The organism is Streptomyces sp. NPDC086777 (assembly GCF_040702065.1).
GTDB lineage: Bacteria > Actinomycetota > Actinomycetes > Streptomycetales > Streptomycetaceae > Streptomyces.
Window position 1 is genome coordinate 207268 of record NZ_JBFBJI010000015.1, and the last position, 18264, is coordinate 225531.

The 18264-nt window shown below is 72.4% G+C and carries 14 protein-coding genes; 6 read left to right on the forward strand and 8 right to left on the reverse strand.

What is annotated here, in order from left to right; translation table 11 throughout:
• Positions 1–388 precede the first annotated feature (388 nt).
• Entirely contained in the window at positions 389–2722 is a 2334-nt protein-coding gene (locus AB0472_RS22535) for a Tat pathway signal sequence domain protein (protein WP_366358330.1), read from the forward strand.
• 25 nt (positions 2723–2747) lie between these two features.
• Positions 2748–4658 (forward strand): glycoside hydrolase family 97 catalytic domain-containing protein, encoded by a 1911-nt coding sequence (locus AB0472_RS22540; protein WP_366358275.1) that lies wholly within the window; start codon positions 2748–2750, stop codon positions 4656–4658.
• Here the strand turns inward: AB0472_RS22540 and AB0472_RS22545 are convergent.
• Genes AB0472_RS22545 through AB0472_RS22560 form a run of 4 tightly spaced genes read right to left on the reverse strand, consistent with a single transcriptional unit; the run spans position 4649 to position 8881 of the window.
• The gene (locus AB0472_RS22545; RefSeq protein ID WP_366358277.1) at positions 4649–5563 is read right to left on the reverse strand and encodes a squalene/phytoene synthase family protein; all 915 of its coding nucleotides are present in this window, start codon (positions 5561–5563) and stop codon (positions 4649–4651) included. The genes AB0472_RS22540 and AB0472_RS22545 overlap by 10 nt on opposite strands.
• A 37-nt stretch (positions 5564–5600) precedes the next feature.
• Positions 5601–6266, reverse strand: coding sequence for a class I SAM-dependent methyltransferase (locus AB0472_RS22550; protein WP_366358331.1), 666 nt, complete (start codon positions 6264–6266; stop codon positions 5601–5603).
• The gene (locus AB0472_RS22555; protein WP_366358278.1) at positions 6188–7150 is read right to left on the reverse strand and encodes an alpha/beta hydrolase; all 963 of its coding nucleotides are present in this window, start codon (positions 7148–7150) and stop codon (positions 6188–6190) included. Before AB0472_RS22555 ends, AB0472_RS22550 begins: the two co-directional genes overlap by 79 nt.
• 30 nt (positions 7151–7180) lie before the next feature.
• Entirely contained in the window at positions 7181–8881 is a 1701-nt protein-coding gene (locus tag AB0472_RS22560; protein ID WP_366358280.1) for an MFS transporter, read from the reverse strand.
• A gap of 240 nt (positions 8882–9121) precedes the next feature.
• Here AB0472_RS22560 and AB0472_RS22565 point away from each other — a divergent pair, with 240 nt between their 5' ends.
• Both AB0472_RS22565 and AB0472_RS22570 read left to right on the forward strand, forming a co-directional pair.
• Entirely contained in the window at positions 9122–10057 is a 936-nt protein-coding gene (locus tag AB0472_RS22565; protein ID WP_366358282.1) for a LysR family transcriptional regulator, read from the forward strand.
• Positions 10058–10169: 112 nt separating this feature from the next.
• A complete protein-coding gene (locus AB0472_RS22570) occupies positions 10170–10922 on the forward strand; it encodes a YoaK family protein (protein WP_366358284.1) in 753 nt (250 codons plus the stop codon).
• Positions 10923–10966: 44 nt separating this feature from the next.
• Here AB0472_RS22570 and AB0472_RS22575 read toward each other — a convergent pair whose 3' ends face one another.
• Together AB0472_RS22575 and AB0472_RS22580 are read right to left on the reverse strand one after the other, a co-directional pair.
• Positions 10967–12427, reverse strand: a complete 1461-nt coding sequence (locus AB0472_RS22575; RefSeq protein ID WP_366358286.1) for an aldehyde dehydrogenase family protein — start codon at positions 12425–12427, stop codon at positions 10967–10969.
• Positions 12428–12474: 47 nt separating this feature from the next.
• Complete coding sequence (locus tag AB0472_RS22580) at positions 12475–14001, reverse strand: APC family permease (RefSeq protein WP_366358288.1); 1527 nt, start codon at positions 13999–14001, stop codon at positions 12475–12477.
• Positions 14002–14259: 258 nt separating this feature from the next.
• On the opposite strand from AB0472_RS22580, the gene AB0472_RS22585 reads away from it, so the two are divergent.
• Entirely contained in the window at positions 14260–14622 is a 363-nt protein-coding gene (locus tag AB0472_RS22585; RefSeq protein ID WP_366358290.1) for a CBS domain-containing protein, read from the forward strand.
• A 144-nt stretch (positions 14623–14766) separates the two neighbouring features.
• Complete coding sequence (locus AB0472_RS22590) at positions 14767–16281, forward strand: ubiquinol-cytochrome c reductase cytochrome b subunit (protein WP_366358291.1); 1515 nt, start codon at positions 14767–14769, stop codon at positions 16279–16281.
• On the opposite strand, the gene AB0472_RS22595 is transcribed toward AB0472_RS22590, so the two are convergent.
• Entirely contained in the window at positions 16202–16603 is a 402-nt protein-coding gene (locus AB0472_RS22595) for a cytochrome c oxidase subunit 4 (protein ID WP_366358292.1), read from the reverse strand. The two genes, AB0472_RS22590 and AB0472_RS22595, sit on opposite strands and share 80 nt — an antisense overlap.
• Positions 16600–18243 carry a cytochrome c oxidase subunit I gene (gene ctaD, locus AB0472_RS22600; RefSeq protein ID WP_366358333.1) on the reverse strand — a complete coding sequence of 548 codons (1644 nt, stop codon included), beginning with the start codon at positions 18241–18243 and terminating at the stop codon, positions 16600–16602. The genes AB0472_RS22595 and ctaD overlap by 4 nt, the downstream gene beginning before the upstream one ends.
• Positions 18244–18264: the final 21 nt, after the last annotated feature.

Below are 18264 nucleotides of genomic sequence, written 5' to 3' on the forward strand. Positions count from 1 at the left end.
AGCAGCGGCTGGAACAGACCTCCGACAGACGCTGAACAGACGTGGTGAACGCCGCTGCGTGCCTGTTCGTCTGCCTGCCTGCCTGTCGTTCGGATGAAGTTCCCCGGATCTTCCGCCGGCTGTGGGTGAACGACGTCCGCGGCCGGCCGCCGGCCGGGGCGGCGGCCATGCGTGCAGGCATTGGACGGACGGCAGGCAACTCCGATACATCGGAGGAGTCAAGGATTTGAGCCGAGGCTACTGATGTGAACGCCGAGCTCAAGCCCCGTCCTTGACCCAATTGGGTGCGATCGCGGCCGTGTTGAGGCTGTTGACAGGTGCAATCCAGGTCCTTAGGTTCCCCGATACACCCGATGTATCGATGATCCGTCAGGTCTGGAGGACGATGATGACCTCGCACCCTGAGCAACGTTCGCCGATGCCCCGCAGAGCCGTACTCGGCACCGCCCTCGGCGGGGCGGCGGCCGTGACCCTGTCCGGAACCGCCCACGCGGCGTCGACGGAACCCGCCGCCACGGGCGCCGCGGCACCGGCCGCGCCGGCGGCCCGCCGCCCCTGGAAACTCCGCAACACCATGACCACCGACGGCGCCTGGGACCGCTTCCTGCGCGGCCAGGACCTGCTGTGGAGCAGGCTGCCGACCCTCTGGTACGAGGGGCCGTTCCTCGGTGACGGGCTGCTCGGCAGCATGGTCTACCAGGAGCCCGGCGCCAACCAGATCCGCTTCACCGTCCAGCACGGCCGGGTCCAGGACCACCGCCCGGAGTTCGGCAGCGGCTGGGGCACCGCCCGGCTGCCCGTCGGGCACCTCACCCTCGAACCGGTCGGCACCGTCACCGCCGTCGACTGGCGCCTCAGCCTCTGGAACGCCGAACTCACCGGCACCGTCACCACGACCGCGGGCACCCTCACCCTCGCCGCCCTCATCCACGACGAGGTCCTCGCCGTCCGCGCCACGGCAGCAGGCGGCGAACGCGTCACCTGGACCTTCCACCCCGAGGAGGCCATCAGCCCCCGCAAGATCCAGGAGGCACCGCCCGCCGGCTACACCGCCAACCCGCCCTGGACCACCCGCACCACGGCCGACGGCACCGAGCAGGTCCTGCAACCCCTGACCGGCGGCGGACAGACGGCCACCTCCTACCGCCGTACCGGCGACGATCTGCTGCTGAGCGTCGGGCACAGCTTCCCGTCGGACAGCGCCGCCGAGGCGGACTCCCGGCGTCGGCTGCGAAGTGCGGTGTCATACGGCACGCTCAGGCGACGCCACACCCGGTGGTGGCACGCCTTCTACCGCAAGAGCTTCGTCTCGTTCCCCGACCAGCGGCTGCAGAGCTTCCACTGGATCCAGCTCTACAAGGTCGCCTCCGCCAGCCGCGCCGACGGCCCGGTCATGGCCACCCCCGGCCCCTGGCTGGAACCCACCCCCTGGCCGGCGGTCTGGTGGAACCTCAACGTCCAGCTCGAATACTGGCTGATCCACGCCTTCAACCACCCGGAGCTCGACTCCCTGGCCACGACCCTGCGCCAGAGTCAGGAGCAGCTCACCGCCAACGTGCCGGCCGTCTACCGACCGGACAGCTCCGGTATCGGCCGCAGCTCCGACATGTTCGCCGACCGCGAGGTGGGCAGGCCGGGAACCGGCGCCGAGACCGGCGACCTCACCTGGGCGCTGCACAACGTCTGGCTGTCGTACCGCCACTCCATGGACACGTCCCTCCTCCGCGACACGATCTACCCGCTGCTGCGCCGTACGATCACCTACTACTGGCACTTCCTCACCCCGGGCAGCGACGGCCGGCTGCACCTGCCGAGCACGCTCTCGCCCGAGTACCCGGTCGTCCCGCCGCAGGACACCAACTACGACCTCGCCCTGATCCGCTGGGGCTGCCAGACCCTCCTCGACTCCGCCGAACTGCTGGGCATCGAAGACGAGTTGAAGCCGCGCTGGCAGGAGATTCTCACCCGGCTCACCCCGTACCCGGTCGACGGCAACGGTTTCATGATCGGCGCCGACACCCCGTACGACCAGTCCCACCGCCACTACTCGCACCTGCTGATGGTGTACCCGCTGTACCTCGTCAACTGGGACCAGCCGGAGAACCGCGACCTGATCACGAAGTCGGTCGTGCGCTGGCACGCGCTGACCGGGGCGCACCGCGGCTACAGCTACACCGGGGCCGCCTCGATGTACGCGATGACCGGTGACGGCGACACCGCCATCGGCTACCTGCGGAAGTTCTTCGACCCCACGACCCGCTACCCCTGCCGGGCCAACACCCACTACACCGAGGCCGGTCCGGTCATCGAGACCCCGCTGTCCGCCTCGCAGTCCCTGCACGACATGTTCTGCCAGAGCTGGGGCGGGATCATCCGCGTCTTCCCGGCCGTCCCGACCGCCTGGGCCGACCTCACCCTGCACGACTTCCGCACCCAGGGCGCCTTCCTGGTCAGCGCGGTGCGCAAGGCGGGCAGCACCCGGTTCATCCGGATCCGCAGTCTGGCCGGCGAGCCCCTCCGGCTCCGGCACGGCCTGACCGGCCGGCTTACCGTCCTGCTCGACGACGGCACCGCGGCCCGCACCCACGACCTCGGCGACGGCACCCTCGCCATCGACCTGCCCCGCGGCCGCGAGGTCCTCGTGTACTCCGGCTCCCGCCCCGACCTCGTCATCGCCCCCGTCGCCGTCGGCGAACCGGGCGCGGCGTGGGGACTGCCGTAACCACCGACCGTAAGGCAGGGTTCACATGGCCGTTCCACCCCCGAGATCCGTGAGAACCGTGGCCGCCGCGCTCTGCGCCGGACTGGCGGCCACCCTCCTCGCCACCGCACCCGCACGGGCCGAACCGCAGCACCGGCCCCCGCACACCTGGACCGTGACCGAGGCGGCCCATGCACCCCGCGCCCGGATGGCCCTCGACGACACCACCGGCACCCTCAGCCTCGCGGTCTCCCGTGACGGCCGTACGGTGATCGAACCGTCGCCCGTCGGTATCGTCACCCAGCAGGCCGACCTCTCCCAGGGGCTGCGCTTCCTGCACCGCACGGACCGGACGGTCGAGGAGCACTACCGGGCGAAGTCCGGCAAGCGCCTGGACCGCCGGGTACGCATGAACGAGACCCGGCTGTCCTTCGCCACCGCCGCCGGCGCCCGCCTCGACCTCGTCGTCCGCGCCGCCGCCGACGGCATCGCCTACCGCTACGTCCTGCCCGCCGGGTACGGCGACGTCCTCGGCGAGACCTCCGCGTTCAACCTGCCGGCGGACGCGGGCGCCTGGCTCAGCACCTACCGGGTCGACAACGAGGGCCAGTTCGACCAGTACACCGCCGCGACCGCCCCGACCGGCGAATACTCCGACCAGGCCCTGTTCGCCACCGACGGCGGCTACACCCTGCTCGCCGAGTCCGACCTCTCCGGCACCTACTCCGGCGCCCGGCTCGCCCACACCCGGGGCACCGGCACGTACCAGGTCAGGCTCGCCGACAGCCAGGTGCACACCGAGGGGTCCCTGACCACCCCCTGGCGGGCCATGATCACCGGGGACCTCGCCACCGTCACCCGGTCCACCTTCACCGACGACCTCGCTCCCGCCTCCAAGGTCGCCGACACCTCCTGGATCCGTCCCGGCACGGTGCTGTGGACCTGGCTGGCCGGCGGCCGCACCGCCGGTCAGAGCCTCGACGCGCAGAAGGCGTACGTCGACTACGCGGCCGCACATCACTGGCCCTACGAGGCGGTCGACTCCGGCTGGTACTTCAAGAAGGACGAGTGGGACGTCACCGACCCGGACTGGCAGACCGACAGCTGGATGCCCCAACTCGTCGACTACGCACGGGCGAAGGGCGTCGGGATCATCGTCTGGGTCCACCAGCGCGACCTCGACACCCCCGAGGAGCGCGCCCGGTGGCTGCCCACTCTGGAGCACTGGGGCGTCAAGGGAGTCAAGATCGACTTCATGAACTCCGAGGCGCAGTCCATGTTCCAGTGGTACGACACCGTCCTCGCGGAGACCGCCGCCCACCACCTCATGGTCGACTTCCACGGCGCCACCCTGCCCAAGGGCATCCAGCGGACCTGGCCCCAGGTGATGAGCATGGAGGCCGTCGGAGGCGAGGAGAAGCGCACCAACACCGCCGCCCACCTCACCACCCTGCCCTTCACCCGCAACGTCATCGGCTCCATGGACTTCACCCCCGGCGGCTTCCAGCGCGTCGGCCTGCGCCCGAACTCGGACGCGGCCGAGGTCGGGCTCACCGTCGCCTACGAGTCGGGGCTCCAGATGTTCGCGGGCACCCCCGAGTCGTACGACCAACGGCCCCTCGCCCGGGACTTCCTCGACCAGGAGCCCGCCGCCTGGGACGACACCCGGCTGCTGGCCGGCAGCCCGGGGCAGGAGGCAGTGCTCGCCCGGCGCGGAGGGGACCGCTGGTTCCTCGGCGGGGTCTACGCCGGTGCCGCCCGCACCGCCACCGTGCCCCTGACCGTCGGCCGCGGCCGGTGGCTGGTGCAGACGATCCGGGACGGTGCCGACGGACTCGTCCAGGACAGCCGAGTCCTGCGCGGCGGTGACGAGTTGAGCATCGACGTCGTCGACAACGGCGGCTTCGCCGGGATCGCCTGCCGCTGGCACCCGGGCGTCACCACCTGCTACCGCTGAGCGCGTACCGCCGCCCGGCGGGCACCGAGCAGCAGCTTGAGGGTGCCCGCCGTGGACGGCGACGCGGAACCCCGCAGCACCCCCGTCCCGCGGGCCAGTACCGCCTCGGCGGTCATCAGCTCGATGTCGACGAGGGCGCTCACCATCGGCCGGTGGGCGGGCGGCATCAGGCCCAGCACCTCCCGGCCCGACCGCAGATCGGCCCGGGCCGCCTCGACCTGCTGCTCCACGAGGGCGCGCAGCCCGGCGGAGGCCCGGCCCGCCGCCAGGTCCGCCACCGTGACCGAGAAACGCTCCAGGGTCTCCGCCGGGATGCCCAGATGACCCTCGCGCAGGTCCTCGGCGAGGTCGTTGACGAAGTCCAGCCGCTGGCTGCCGTCGATGAGCGTGCGGCACCCCGCCCGGAACCGCCCGTCCGTGTCGCTCTCCGGCCCCAGCAGCCCGGCGATCGGCAGGAAGGCGGGCAGTGAGTAGGCGTCCACGTAGGCCTGGTAGTCGGCCTCCGTCGCGAAGCCCTCGAACGCCAGCTCGGCCGCGGCGGTGGCCAGATACGCCTCCACGGCCTCCCGGTGCCGCGGGTGGGCGGTGACGGTGTGCAGCAGGGTGCGGATCAGCGGATCGTCACTGGTCCCGGTCTCCAGCGCGGTGCGCACCCGCTTCTCCCAGGCGTCCCAGGCCGCCGCCCGCTCCGGCTTCGGGCCCGAGTCCAGGAGGGTGTCCCCGTGGTGCATCACGGCCGTCGCGGCCACCACATGGGGCAGTACGGCGGGCGGCAGCAGCACCCGGCAGGCCAGGTAGGCGCTGCGCCGGTACTGCCGCACCAGGCGGCGCTGGACGCCGTAGTCCCGGCGCGGTTCCGGGTCCGTGATGCCTGCCGCGGTCAGGGTCTTGTTCCACGAGCTCACGGGAGGATCGTAGGGGCAGGCTGCTGACCGCCCCACGTCACCCGGTCGTCGCGGTGAGGAACTGGGTCTGGATCTGGACCCGTCGGCCGGTCATGGGCAGCTCGAAGTGGTCGACGGCCGTCGGCTCGGCAGCGCCCTCCACCCGCCGGCCGTGCTGCTCGAACAGGGTCAGCCAGGCTCCGCGGTCCTTGATGGTGTGCAGGGGGCCGGCGCCGCCGAACATCACCTCGTCCACCGTCGGGACGACGAGCGCGGAATCGAGGCCGGCGGGGTGCACCTCGACCGTGAGGCCCAGGGTGCTGCCCTTCGCGGCGCGGCCGGAGACGCCGGTCAGGAGGCGTTGCACGGCGTCGGGGCGAAGGAAGAGGACGAGGTGCTCGCCGATGAAGAGGGTCGGCTGCCGGGCGTCGTGCCCGGCGCCGGCCAGGACGTCGGCGACGTCGTCGGTGGCGAAGTCCACCGGGGTCAGGACGACGCCGGTGGTGTCCGTGTCCAGCGCCCGCAGACGCCGGGCCTTGTCGGCGACGACGTCCGGCAGGTCCAGGTCGAAGAACCGCACGCCGGAGTGCCGGAACCGCAGGGCGCGGTCGTCGTGCCCGGCGCTGACGGGCCGCGGGAAGACGCTCAGGCGAGGGACTTCAGGAAGTCGAGCAGTGCCGCGTTCACCTCGTCGGGGCGCTCCTGCTGGGTCCAGTGCCCGCAGCCCGCCAGCCTGACCGGCTCGCGTACCAGGTTCGGCATCAACTCGGGCAGGCGGGCGATGAGTTCGGGCGTGCCGGGGAACGCCGGGACCAGGTCGCGGTCGCCGTAGACGTACAGCGCGGGCGGGGTGACGACGGCACCCTGCCAGGGGGCGGTCAGTTCCCAGTTGCGGTCGAGGTTGCGGTACCAGTTGAGGGCGCCGGTGAAACCGTGGGAGAAACTCTCGGTGAGCGCGTCGAGGTCCGCCTCGGTGAACCACCCCGGCAGGGTCTCCGGATCCGGCATGTCCGCGAGCCAGCCGCGTTCGGGGTCGACCAGCGGCTGCCGTACCTCACCGGTCCCGGCGCCCTCCCCGGACGCCATGGTGAAGAACTTCCGCAGCGTGGCGCGCGGGTCGCGGCCGAACTCGGCGTCGGCGACACCGGGGCGGTCGAAGTAGTTCCAGTAGAAGCGCCCGCCGAACCTCTGCTCCATGGTCCGCAGCGGCGGCTGCGCCCCGCGGAACGGCGGCGGCACGCTCAGCCCGGCCACCCCGCGCACCAGGTCGGGCCGGAACAGCGCGGTGTGCCAGGCCACCGGCGCGCCCCAGTCGTGCCCGACGACGAACGCCCGCTCCTCGCCCAGCTCCCGGATCAGGCCGACGACATCACCGGCCAGGTGGAGGATGTCGTACGCCTCGACGTCCGCGGGACGGTCACTGCTGCCGTACCCGCGCTGGTCGGGGGCGACCACGTGGAAGCCGGCCGCGGCCAGCGGGCCGAACTGGTGCTGCCAGGAGTGCCAGGACTCGGGGAAGCCGTGCAGCAGCACCACCAGCGGACCTGAACCCTCCTCGGCGATGTGCAGCCGGATCCCGTTCACGTCGACCATTCGATGCTGAACCATGGGCACGAGCGTACGCGCAATGATCTTCGGCTACCCGTCCTGGACGGCTCCGGAGGCGGGGGAGACGTCCGGAGCCGGCGGCGGTGCGGGGGCCCGGTGGCCCCTGCCCGCGGCGACGGCGGCGTCGAAGGCGTGCGTGGCCTCGGGCGCGGTGCCGGGCAGCAGGTAGGACCGGGCCTGCTCCTCGAAGTGCCGGTCGGTCACGGTCTGGCGGGTGTGGTGCTGCGCGAGGTGCTCCGCCCACGACCCGACGAGGTAGTTCTCGATGAACCGGCCGGGTTCGGTGCCGTCCTCGTACAGACCCCAGGTGAGCGCCCCGGTCCGGCGCCGGGAGCGGGCGACGTTCTCCATCGCCCGGGCGAAGGGCGCCCGGTCGTCGGGGGCGACGTGGTAGACGATCGAGACGAGGACCGGCCCGTCCGCCGGTCCGGGTTCGTACACCAGGGGCGGGGTCGGCCAGTGGTCGGACGGGGTCGGGTCGATCCGCGCGGCGTCGTACAGCGGCCACAGCGGCACGGTCGCGGCGGTGAGCACGAGCAGCCCCGCGGCCACGAGCAGCGCGGTGCCGAGCCCCGCGCCCTGGGCCAGCGTGCCCCACAACGGGGCGGCGAGGGCCTGGCCGCCCTGGAAGACCAGCAGGTACACGGCGAGTCCGCGGGCGCGCACCCAGCCGGGCAGCCGGGTCTGGGTCGCGGCGTTCAGCGTGGACAGGACCGCGATCCAGGCCACCCCCGCGGGCAGCAGCGCGACCGCGGCCACCCAGGTGACGTGGACCGTGGCCAGGACGGCCAGGACCACCCCGAAGGTGACGGCCCCGGCGGCCAGGACCCCGTTGGCGCCGAGCAGCCTCTGCAGCCGCGGCAGCAGGAACGCACCGCCCACCGCGCCGAACCCGACGGCGGCCAGCAGCAGGCCGTAGCCGCCGGAGCCCAGGTGCAGCGAGTCGCCGGCGACCAGCGGCAGCAGCGACCACACCGCGGCCGCACCGGGGATGAACAGCGCGGTGCGCAGCAGCACCCGCCGGACGCCGGGCGCGTTCCACACGTACCGGCGGGCCGCGTACAGGGCGGTGAAGAACCCCTCGCCCTCGGCGGCCGGGACGGACGCGCCCGCGGGACGCTTCCACAGCAGCAGCACGGCCACGATGCCCAGGTAGGACACCGCGTTGAAGGCGAACGTCCACCCCGCGCCCGCCGCCGCGACCAGCACACCGCCGACGGCCGGTCCGATGGCGCGGGCCAGGTTCATGTTGACCGCGCCCAGCGCGGAGGCCTGCCCGAGCTGGGCGCGGCCCACGAGTTCCGGCTGGATCGCCTGCCAGGCCGGGCTCATCAGGGCGGTGCCGCAGCCCAGCAGGAACGTCAGCGCGAGCAGCGCACCCGGCGCGAGCGCGCCGGCGAAGGCCAGTACCGCGAGGACCGCCGCCACCGCGCACATGGCGACCTGGGCGACGACCAGCAGCCCACGCCGGTCGAACCGGTCGGCGAGCACCCCCGACGGCAGCGCCAGCAGGACGACGGGCAGGCTGGACGCCGTCTGCACGAGTGTGACCAGGGCCGCCCCGTGGCCCAGCAGCAGCCACTGCGCGCCGACCGTCTGCATCCAGGTGCCGATGTTCGACACGAACTGCGCGATCCACAGCGCCCGGAACACCGGCAGCGCCAGCGGCGCCCAGGCCGAACCGGGGACCGGGGAACCAGCGCCGCCGTCGTCCTTCGTGGTGCCTGCCATGTCGTCGCCGCTCCCCCGCGAGGTGGAGGCCGGTCCGGGCGCCCCGGTCCCCGCCTGCCCAGCTTCCGTACGCCGCTTTCTTACGCGCCGGGACCGCGCCCCCGCAAGCAGGGCTGCCCTCTCGGCTCGCCCTGTGCCCGAACGGGCAGTCAGCGGGGGCCGGCCCGGGCCGCCCCCGGCGCGGGGGATCTGCCGGGCGCATCGATTGACGGCCCTGCATCGCCAGGAGAGATTGATCGCATGGAGCTGCGGCATCTCACGTACTTCCTGGCGGTCGCGGACACCCGCAACTTCACCCGGGCCGCCGCCCAGTGCTACGTCGCGCAGTCCGCGCTCAGCCAGCAGATCGCCCGGCTGGAGAAGGACGTCGGCGCCCCGCTGTTCCACCGCACGAGCCGGTCGGTACGGCTGACCGCCGCAGGTGAAGTGCTGGAACCGCTGGCCCGGCGCATCCTGGCGGACATCGACAACGCCCAGGCCGCCCTCGACGCGCTGGCCGGGGTGCGCCGCGGCAGGCTGCGGCTCGGCCTGGTGCAGACCATGGCCGTGTCCCTCGACATGGTCGAGGTCGCGGCCGACTACCGCGCCCGCCATCCCGGCGTCGACCTGCGGGTGTCCAACGCGCCCAGCTCCCGGATGGCCGCCGAGGTGCTCGCCGGCACCCTCGACGTCGCCGTCGTCAGCATGGCCGCCGGGGAGGTGCCGGAGGGCCTGGACCACCGGGAGCTCGGCAGCGCCCCGCTGGTCGCCGTCGTCCCCCGGGAGCACGCCCTCGCCGACCGGGAGGCCATCGACCTCGCCGACCTGCCGGACAGCCACCCGCTGATCCAGTTCTCCCGCGGCAGCGGCCTGCGCCGGCAGGTCGAGGCGGCCTTCGCCCGGGCCGGCGTCGAGGCGGGGCAGGACTTCGAGGTCGGCCAGATCCACGACATGATCCGGCTCGCCGTACGCGGGGTGGGCGTCACCGTCGTCCCCCGCTCCTCCATCGTCGGACCCGGCTCCCTGCTCGGCCTCGGCACCACCGTCGAACTGCCCCGCGGCGCCCGGATGCTGCGCCTCGTGGACGACCGGGCGGTGAGCCACATCTGCGTGGTCTACGACGGCACCCGCCTCGCGCCGGCCGGCGCCGCCTTCCTCGACGTCCTCGACCGGCACGTGGACGGTCGATCGGCATGAGCGATCGCTGCGCCCGGATCCATATGTTGGACGGCGCGGCCGGGGCCGCCGGAGGCTGGAGGAGACGCACGCCACCGGGCGTGCCCCCGGTTCCCGACCCGAATGGACCACCATGTCGATCATGGACGCGGTCCGGCCCGTAGTCCGAGACGCACGGGCCACCGTGCTGCCCGACCCGGCCGACCGGCACGGCCCCCTGCCCCCGGTGATGCTCGCCCTCACCGTGGTGACCGGCCTCGTGGACGCCTTCAGCTACCTGGTCCTCGGCCATGTCTTCGTCGCCAACATGACGGGCAACGTCGTCTTCTCCGGCTTCGCCGTCGCGGGCGCCGCCGGCTTCTCCCTGGCCGCCTCGCTCGCCGCGCTGGCCGCCTTCGGGGCGGGCGCCCTGCTGGGCGGCCGCGTCGCCCACTGGTGCCGGGCCCACCGCGGCCGCGTCCTGCACGTGGCGCTCGTCCTGGAGACGGCCCTGGTCCTGGCCGCCTACGTCGTCGCCCGCTACCACGCCCCGCTCGGCGCGGCCGGGGCCCGGTACCCGCTGATCGCGCTGCTCGGCCTCGCCCTGGGCATCCAGAACGCGACGGCGCGCGCCCTCGCCGTACCGGACCTGACCACGACCGTCCTGACCATGACCATCACCGGCATCGCCGCCGACAGCAGGGCCGCCGGTGGCCCCGGCGGCAGGACGGGCCGCCGCGCCCTGTCGGTCCTGGCGATGTTCGCGGGAGCCCTCGTCGGCGCCTGCGCCGTCCGCTTCGGCGACCCGTCCCTGCCGCTGCTGCTCGGCACCCTGCTCCTGGCCGGCTGCACCCTGACCGCGTTCACCCTGACCCGCTCGGACGCCGGCTGGACCGACCCGCTGTGAGCCCGCCCCGTCATAGGGCCGCTTCGGCGGGGCGGCCCCGGCGCTCAGAACGGGTAGTGCGCCTGCTGGGTCGCGAGGGTCACCCAGCGGGTGTTGGAGAACGCCTCGATGCCCCACCGGCCGCCGAACCGGCCGTACCCGGAGGCCTGCACCCCGCCGAAGGGGGCCTGCGGCTCGTCGGCCACGGACTGGTCGTTGATGTGGACGATCCCGGTACGGATCCGGCGCGCGACCGCCAGCCCGTGCGTCGCGTTCTCGGTGATGATGCCGCAGGTCAGGCCGTTGTCCGTGTCGTTGGCCAGGGCGATCGCGGCAGCGTCGTCCGCGAAGGTCTCGACGACGCCCAGCGGTCCGAAGGCCTCCGCGTGGTACAGCTCGGCGTCCTTGGGGACGTCGGTGAGGACGGTCGCCGGATGCACCGCACCCTCCGGCCGGCCGCCCCCGGTGAGCACGGTGGCGCCCTTGCCGACGGCGTCCGCCACCAGGCCCGCGACACGCTCCGCCGCGGCGGCCGTGACCAGCGGGCCCACCACGGTGTGCGGATCGCCCGGATCGCCGGCCGGGAGGGCGGCGACCTTGGCGCCGAGCTTGCCGGTGAACTCCTCGGCGAGGGACTCATGGACGAGGATGCGGTCGCCCGACATGCAGATCTGCCCGGAGTTCATGAACATGCTGAAGGTGACGGCGTCCACCGCGTAGTCCACGTCGGCGTCCGCGAGGACGAGGACCGCGTTCTTGCCGCCCAGCTCCAGCACCGCCGGCTTGAGGTGCCGTGCCGCGTGGGTGCCGATGATCCGGCCGACGCCGGTGGAGCCGGTGAAGTTCACGGCCCGCACCCGCGGGTCGGCGATCAGCGCCTCCGCGATCCCGGCGGCGTCCTCCCGGGCGTTGGTGACCACGTTCAGCACGCCGTCGGGCAGCCCGGCCTCGCGGAGCACGTCCGCGACGAGCAGCCCGCAGGCGATCGGCGCGTCCTCGCTGGGCTTGACGACGACCGTGTTGCCGGCGGCGAGCGGCGCCGCGACCGCCCGGACGCCGAGGATGACCGGAGCGTTCCACGGCGCGAACGCCGCCACCACGCCGAGCGGCTCCCGTACCGCGAGCCCCAGGGTGCCCGGCTCCTGGGCGCTGAGCACCTCGCCCCGCGGCGCGGTGATCGCGGCCCCCGCCTCGCGCAGGATGTTCGCGGCGAGCCCCACGTTGAAGCCTGCCCACGGCCGGGTGCCGCCGACCTCCTGGGCCATCAGGTCGGCGACCTGCTCCGCGCGCGACTCCAGCAGGTCGGCGGCCTTCAGGAAGATCGCGCGGCGGGCGAAGGGGGCGAGCGCGGCCCAGTCCTCGAAGGCCGCGTCGGCGGCGTCCACGGCGCGGGTCACGTCCTCGGGTCCGGCCGCGGCGACCGTGGCGTAGACCTCGCCGGTGTAGGGGGCGATGTCCTCGGTGGTACGGCCGGACAGGGCGGGGACGTCCTTGCCGCCGATCAGCAGTTCGCGAATGAGGGGCATGGGCGCAACCGTAGGCACCACATGTTTACGGTTCAAGCATTCGGGCCCTACTTTTCGGCGGCAGCCCGCCGGGTCGGCCGTCCCAGCGCCCAGAACACGACACCCAGGAACATGAAGCCGAGGAGCGGGATCAGCTCCGTGAGCAGGTACTTCCCGCGCTCGGCGTGGGTCCAGCCGTCCGGCGCGTAGTCGGCGCCGAACCAGTGGTCGCCGGCCCCGGGCGCCACAAGCTGCACACTGGCGAACAGGATCAGCAGGGTGAGGACCGTGCTGACGACCCAGGGGAGGGGAGTCCGGTACGGGCGGGGCGTGTCCGGGTACTTGCGGCGCAGGAACGGCAGCGCCGGGAAGATGCCCAGGTAGCTGACGAGGGTGGTCGACACGGCGAGGCCGAGGACCGCGCCGAAGAGCTTGGCCGCGCTGCCGTTGGTCAGCTGGTGGGCCAGGATCAGGACCGCGGTGGAGACCAGGCCGCTGAGGATGTTCACCCGGACCGGGGTGCCGAACCGGCTGGAGATCACCCCCAGGAAGCGCGGCGCGGCGCCGTCGTAGCCGGAGACGGCCAGGGCGCGGTCCGACCCCATGATCCAGGTGACGCCGGAGGACAGCACCGTGAGGATGAACATGATCCCGGCCAGGTCGCCGAGCACGGTGCCGAACCCGCTGAGCGTGGCCGTGCCGTCCGCGCCGACGTGGCCGCCGTACACCGTGAAGACCTGCCGGATGGCGTCGACGAAACCGCCGAGGCCGGTGATCGCCTTCACCGGCAGGACGAGCAGGATGCCGAGGATCGGCAGCGCGTACAGGAGGACGGAGAGGACGGCGCTGCGGAAGATGCCGTACGGGATGTCCTTCTGCGGGTTCGTCATCTCGTCGCCGGCCGTGTTGGGCAGCTCGAAGCCGACGTAGTTGAACATCAGGACCGGCACCAGGCCGACGAATCCCGCGTAGGTCGGCGAGAAATCGCCGATGCCGAAGCCGTGCAGACCGTGCTGGATCCCGTAGACCACGACGGTGACGGTGAACAGGCCGAGCAGCACGAACCGGCTCCAGGCGCCGATGGTCGGGATCCACTTGCCGACGTCGAAGGAGAGGATCGCGGCGAGCACGCCCACCCAGACGAAGACGACGGTGAAGACGTAGAAGGCGGGGGTGCTCAGCTCCTTCCCGCCGTTGAAGAAGGTGGTGTACGCCGTGACGGCGGAGACGGCGAGGGTGCCGCCCAGCCACACCGGGTTGGTGATCCAGTACAGGAAGTTGTTGACGGCACCGGCCAGCCGTCCGAAGGCCCGGCTGGTCCAGATGTAGGGGCCGCCCTCGTCGGGGAAGGCCGCCCCGAGCTCGGCGATCAGCAGCGCGGACGGCACGAAGAACACCACGGCCAGCACGATCAGCCAGGTGAACGCCTCGGCACCGGACGAGGCCACGGCACCGATGGTGTCCACCCCGACGATGGTGCACAGCAGGAAGAACAGGATGTCGAAGCGGCCGAAGTGCTTGCGCAGCTTCTGCCGTTCCGCCTGGGCGGCGGCCGGCGTGTCGACCGGCTCGGGTGCGAGAGGGGCAGCGGTCACCGGGAGCTCCAGCGTGCTCGGGAGGGGCGCGATTCGGCCATGGTCCACTGCACCGCACAACCGCACAAGCGCTCGGACCCAAGTCGTGACCATCACTTTCGGCACTCACAGCCGCCGGAAATCTCCCGGAAACCGGGGGACCTGCTACGTACCCCTCGTGCCCAGCAGTCGCCGTACCCCGCCGACCGCCGCGACGGTCAGGGCGGTCGTGGTCGCGGCCGTCACCGCCGGGTGCCGGGCCGGTGCGGCCTGCACGGGGTGCCCGCGACCTCCGCGGCCCGCGTGCTGCGGGACGAGGGCGTCGGCTCGGTCGTGGTCACCGAGGACGGACACCTGCGCTGCCTGGTGAGCGACCGCGACCTGGTGGTGCGGGCCTTCGCCGAGGGCGTCGACCCGGAGCGGACCGCCGTGATGCAGGCGGCCGGCGAGGACCTGGTCACCGTCACCCCGGACGACAGCCTGGACCGGGCGGTCCGGCTGATGCGCGAGCACGCCGTACGGCGGCTCCCGGTCGTCGACGGCGACCGGCCGGTGGGCATCATCGCCATCGGCGACCTCGCGATCGAACGCGACGAGACGTCCGCTCTCGGCGACATCAGCGCGGCCCGGCCCGACACCTGACGGCAGGGCCGGGAGAACACCCGATCCGCCCGCGCTCTCAGCCGATCGGGTGCCGCGGCCCGGCCGCGCGAGTGTTTCGCGCCGGCCGGGTGCTCGCCCCGCGCCGCCCGGGCAAGGGATGGCGGGAGGCGAGGAGGGCGTTTGGTGGATCCCGAGCACGGCGCGGCGGGGGAGCGGCTCGCGGACGCGGCCGACGCCCGGCTGCCCGTCCACGACGGGGCCGGGCAGCTGCTGCGCAAGTCCTTCCCCGACCACTGGTCGTTCCTGCTGGGCGAGATCGCCCTCTACAGCCTGATCGTCCTCGTGCTCACGGGCGTGTGGCTGACGTTCTTCTTCGCACCCGGGATGCAGGACGTCGTCTATCAGGGGTCGTACGTCCCCCTGCTCGGGCAGCCCGTGTCCGGGGCCTTCGACTCCACCCTGCGCATCAGCTTCGACGTCCGCGGCGGCCTGCTCATGCGGCAGACCCACCACTGGGCCGCGCTGGTCTTCGTCGCCGCGATCGGCGTGCACCTGCTGCGGATCTTCTTCACCGGCGCCTTCCGGCGGCCCCGGGAGCTGAACTGGGCCGTCGGCGTCACGCTCTTCACGCTCGCCCTCGCCGAGGGCTTCGCCGGCTACTCCCTGCCCGACGACCTCCTGTCCGGCACCGGGCTGCGCATCGCCCAGGGCATCATGCAGTCGATCCCGGTCGCCGGGACGTACCTCGCGATGTTCGCGTTCGGCTCCGAGTTCCCCGGCCACGACATCGTCCCCCGGCTGTACAGCCTGCACATCCTGCTGCTGCCGGGCGCGCTGATCGCCCTGGTCACCGTCCACCTGATCCTGGTCTTCTCGCTCAAGCACACCCACTGGCGCGGCCCCGGCCACAAGAACACCAACGTCGTCGGGAAGCCGCTGTACCCGCGCTTCACGGCCTCCTCCCTCGGCCTGTCGCTCGCCGTCTGCGGAGTGCTGGTGGTGCTCGCCGGGGTCGCCCAGATCAACCCGGTGTGGAAGTACGGTCCGTACCGCCCCGACCAGGTGTCGACCGGCTCCCAGCCGGACTGGTACGTCGGCTTCCTGGAGGGCTCGTTGCGGCTGGTCCCGCCCTGGGAGACGAACCTCGCCGGGCACACCCTCATGTGGAACGTGCTGCTGCCGGCCGTGGTCCTGCCCGCGCTGCTCTTCCTCGTGCTGTACGCCTACCCCTTCGCCGAGCAGCGGCTGAGCGGCGAGTGGCGACAGGAGCAGCACCTCTGCGACCGCCCGCGCGAACGGCCCGCCCGCACCGGGCTCGGCGTCGCCGGCATCACCTTCTACGGTGTGCTGCTGCTGGCCGGCGGCAACGACGTCATGGCGCAGACCTTCCGGATCTCGGTGAACGCACTGACCTGGATCTTCCGCGTCCTGCTGATCGCCGCCCCGGTCATCGCCTTCTTCCTCACCCGCGCGCTGTGCCGGGCCCTGCTGCACGCCGAACAGGAACGGCTGGCCGCGGGCGAGGAGACCGGTGAGGTGCGGCAGAACCTCGCCGGTGGCTACGAGAGCGGCCACCGCCCGGTGACCTCGTTCCGGCCGGGCGCCCCGCGCCGGCCGCTCAGTCCTGTTCGGCCCCCCGGTTCACGTGCTGGAAGACCAGACCGGCGACACCCCGAGCGAGAACACCGAGGCCGATGAGGAACAGCCACAGCCCGAACACCACCCCGGTCGCCGCGAGCGCGAACCCGAGCGCGGTGACGACGGGCCAGGAGCTGTGCGGCGGGAAGAAGTCCACCGGCCCGGCCGCGTCCGCCACCTCCGCGTCCGTGCGGTCCTGCGGGCGCCGGCCGTGCCGGACGTAGCCGACCGCGCAGAAGAACGACACCAGCGCGGCCATCCCGAACGCCACGACCAGCGCCGTCGTCCCGGTGGGGTCGGCGTGCGACCACACGCCGTACAGCGCGGCGGCGGCGCCGAAGAAGACCGCCACCCCGCCGAAGAGCAGCGCCTCGGCCTTCACCGCGGCCCCTCCCGCTCCGCCGCCCGCACGATCTCCGGATGGTGCAGGTCGAACGCCGGCGACTCCGAGCGCACCCGGGGGAGCGCCACGAAGTTGTGCCGCGGCGGCGGGCAGCTCGTCGCCCACTCCAGGCCGCGCCCGTACCCCCACGGGTCGTCCTCCTCGACCCGCCGTCCGGTGCGGGCGGTGCGCCAGACGTTGTAGAGGAACGGCAGCGTGGAGACGCCCAGCAGGAACGCGCCCGCCGACGAGAGGGCGTTGAGGAGGGTGAACCCGTCCGCCGGCAGATAGTTCGCGTACCGGCGGGGCATGCCCTCGGCCCCGAGCCAGTGCTGCACCAGGAACGTCAGCTGGAACCCCGGGAAGAGCAGCCAGAAGTGCACCTTGCCGAGCCGCTCGTCGAGCATCTTCCCGGTGAACTTGGGCCACCAGAAGTAGAACCCGGCGAACGTCGCGAAGACCACCGTCCCGAACAGCACGTAGTGCAGATGGGCCACGATGAAGTAGGAGTCGGTGACGTGGAAGTCCAGCGGGGGCGACGCGACGAGCACCCCGCTCAACCCGCCGAGCAGGAACGTCACCAGGAAACCCGTCGACCAGAGCATCGGCGTCTCGAAGGAGAGCGAGCCGCCGCGCATCGTCCCGATCCAGGCGAAGAACTTGATCCCGGTCGGGACGGCGATCAGGAACGACATGATCGAGAAGAACGGCAGCAGCACCGCCCCGGTCGCGAACATGTGGTGCGCCCAGACGACCGCGGACAGCATGGTGATCGAGGTGGTGGCCCCGATCATCGGCAGATAGCCGAAGAGCGGCTTGCGCGAGAACACCGGGATGATCTCCGAGACGATCCCGAAGAACGGCAGCGCCACGATGTACACCTCGGGATGCCCGAAGAACCAGAACAGGTGCTGCCACAGCAGCGCACCGCCGTTGTGGGCGTCGAAGACGTGCGAGCCGAACTTGCGGTCGGACTCCAGGGCGAGCAGGGCCGCCGTGAGCACGGGGAACGCGGGCAGCACCAGGACCGACGTGAACAGCACGTTCCAGGTGAACATCGGCATCCGGAACATGGTCATGCCGGGGGCGCGCAGGCACAGGACCGTGGCGAGGAAGTTCACCGCGGTCAGCGTCGTCGACACACCCGACACCACCAGCCCCGTCACCCAGAGGTCGCCGCCCGCGCCGGGGGAGAAGTAGGCGCTGTTCAGCGGCGCGTACGCGAACCAGCCGAACGCGGCCGGCCCGCCGGGCACCAGGAACCCGGAGACCACGATCAGCCCACCGAACAGGTACATCCAGTACGACAGCGCGTTGAGCCGCGGGAACGCCAGGTCAGGGGCGCCGATCTGGAGCGGCATGACCGCGTTGGCGAACCCCGCGAACATCGGCGTCGCGAACAGCAGCATCATGATCGTGCCGTGGACGGTGACGAACTGGTTGTAGGTCTGGTCGCTCAGGAACTGCAGCCCGGGGTGGGCCAGTTCGGCCCGCATGCCCAGCGCCAGCAGCCCGGCGAACAGGAAGAAGCAGAACGCCGTCACCATGTACAGGCGGCCGATCACCTTGTGGTCGGTGGTGGAGAGCCAGCCGAGCAGTCTGCGGCCCGGCAGGGTCGGAGCCGCGGGAGGCGCGGGCACCGTGCCGACGCGGTGCGAGAG

Coding starts and splice junctions, on each gene's coding strand:
- AB0472_RS22565 (WP_366358282.1), top strand. CDS start 9,122: ATGGAGCTGCGGCATCTCACGTACTTCCTGGCGGTCGCGGACACCCGC.
- AB0472_RS22540 (WP_366358275.1), top strand. CDS start 2,748: ATGGCCGTTCCACCCCCGAGATCCGTGAGAACCGTGGCCGCCGCGCTC.
- AB0472_RS22555 (WP_366358278.1), bottom strand. CDS start 7,150: ATGGTTCAGCATCGAATGGTCGACGTGAACGGGATCCGGCTGCACATC.
- AB0472_RS22570 (WP_366358284.1), top strand. CDS start 10,170: ATGTCGATCATGGACGCGGTCCGGCCCGTAGTCCGAGACGCACGGGCC.
- AB0472_RS22560 (WP_366358280.1), bottom strand. CDS start 8,881: ATGGCAGGCACCACGAAGGACGACGGCGGCGCTGGTTCCCCGGTCCCC.
- AB0472_RS22575 (WP_366358286.1), bottom strand. CDS start 12,427: ATGCCCCTCATTCGCGAACTGCTGATCGGCGGCAAGGACGTCCCCGCC.
- AB0472_RS22535 (WP_366358330.1), top strand. CDS start 389: ATGACCTCGCACCCTGAGCAACGTTCGCCGATGCCCCGCAGAGCCGTA.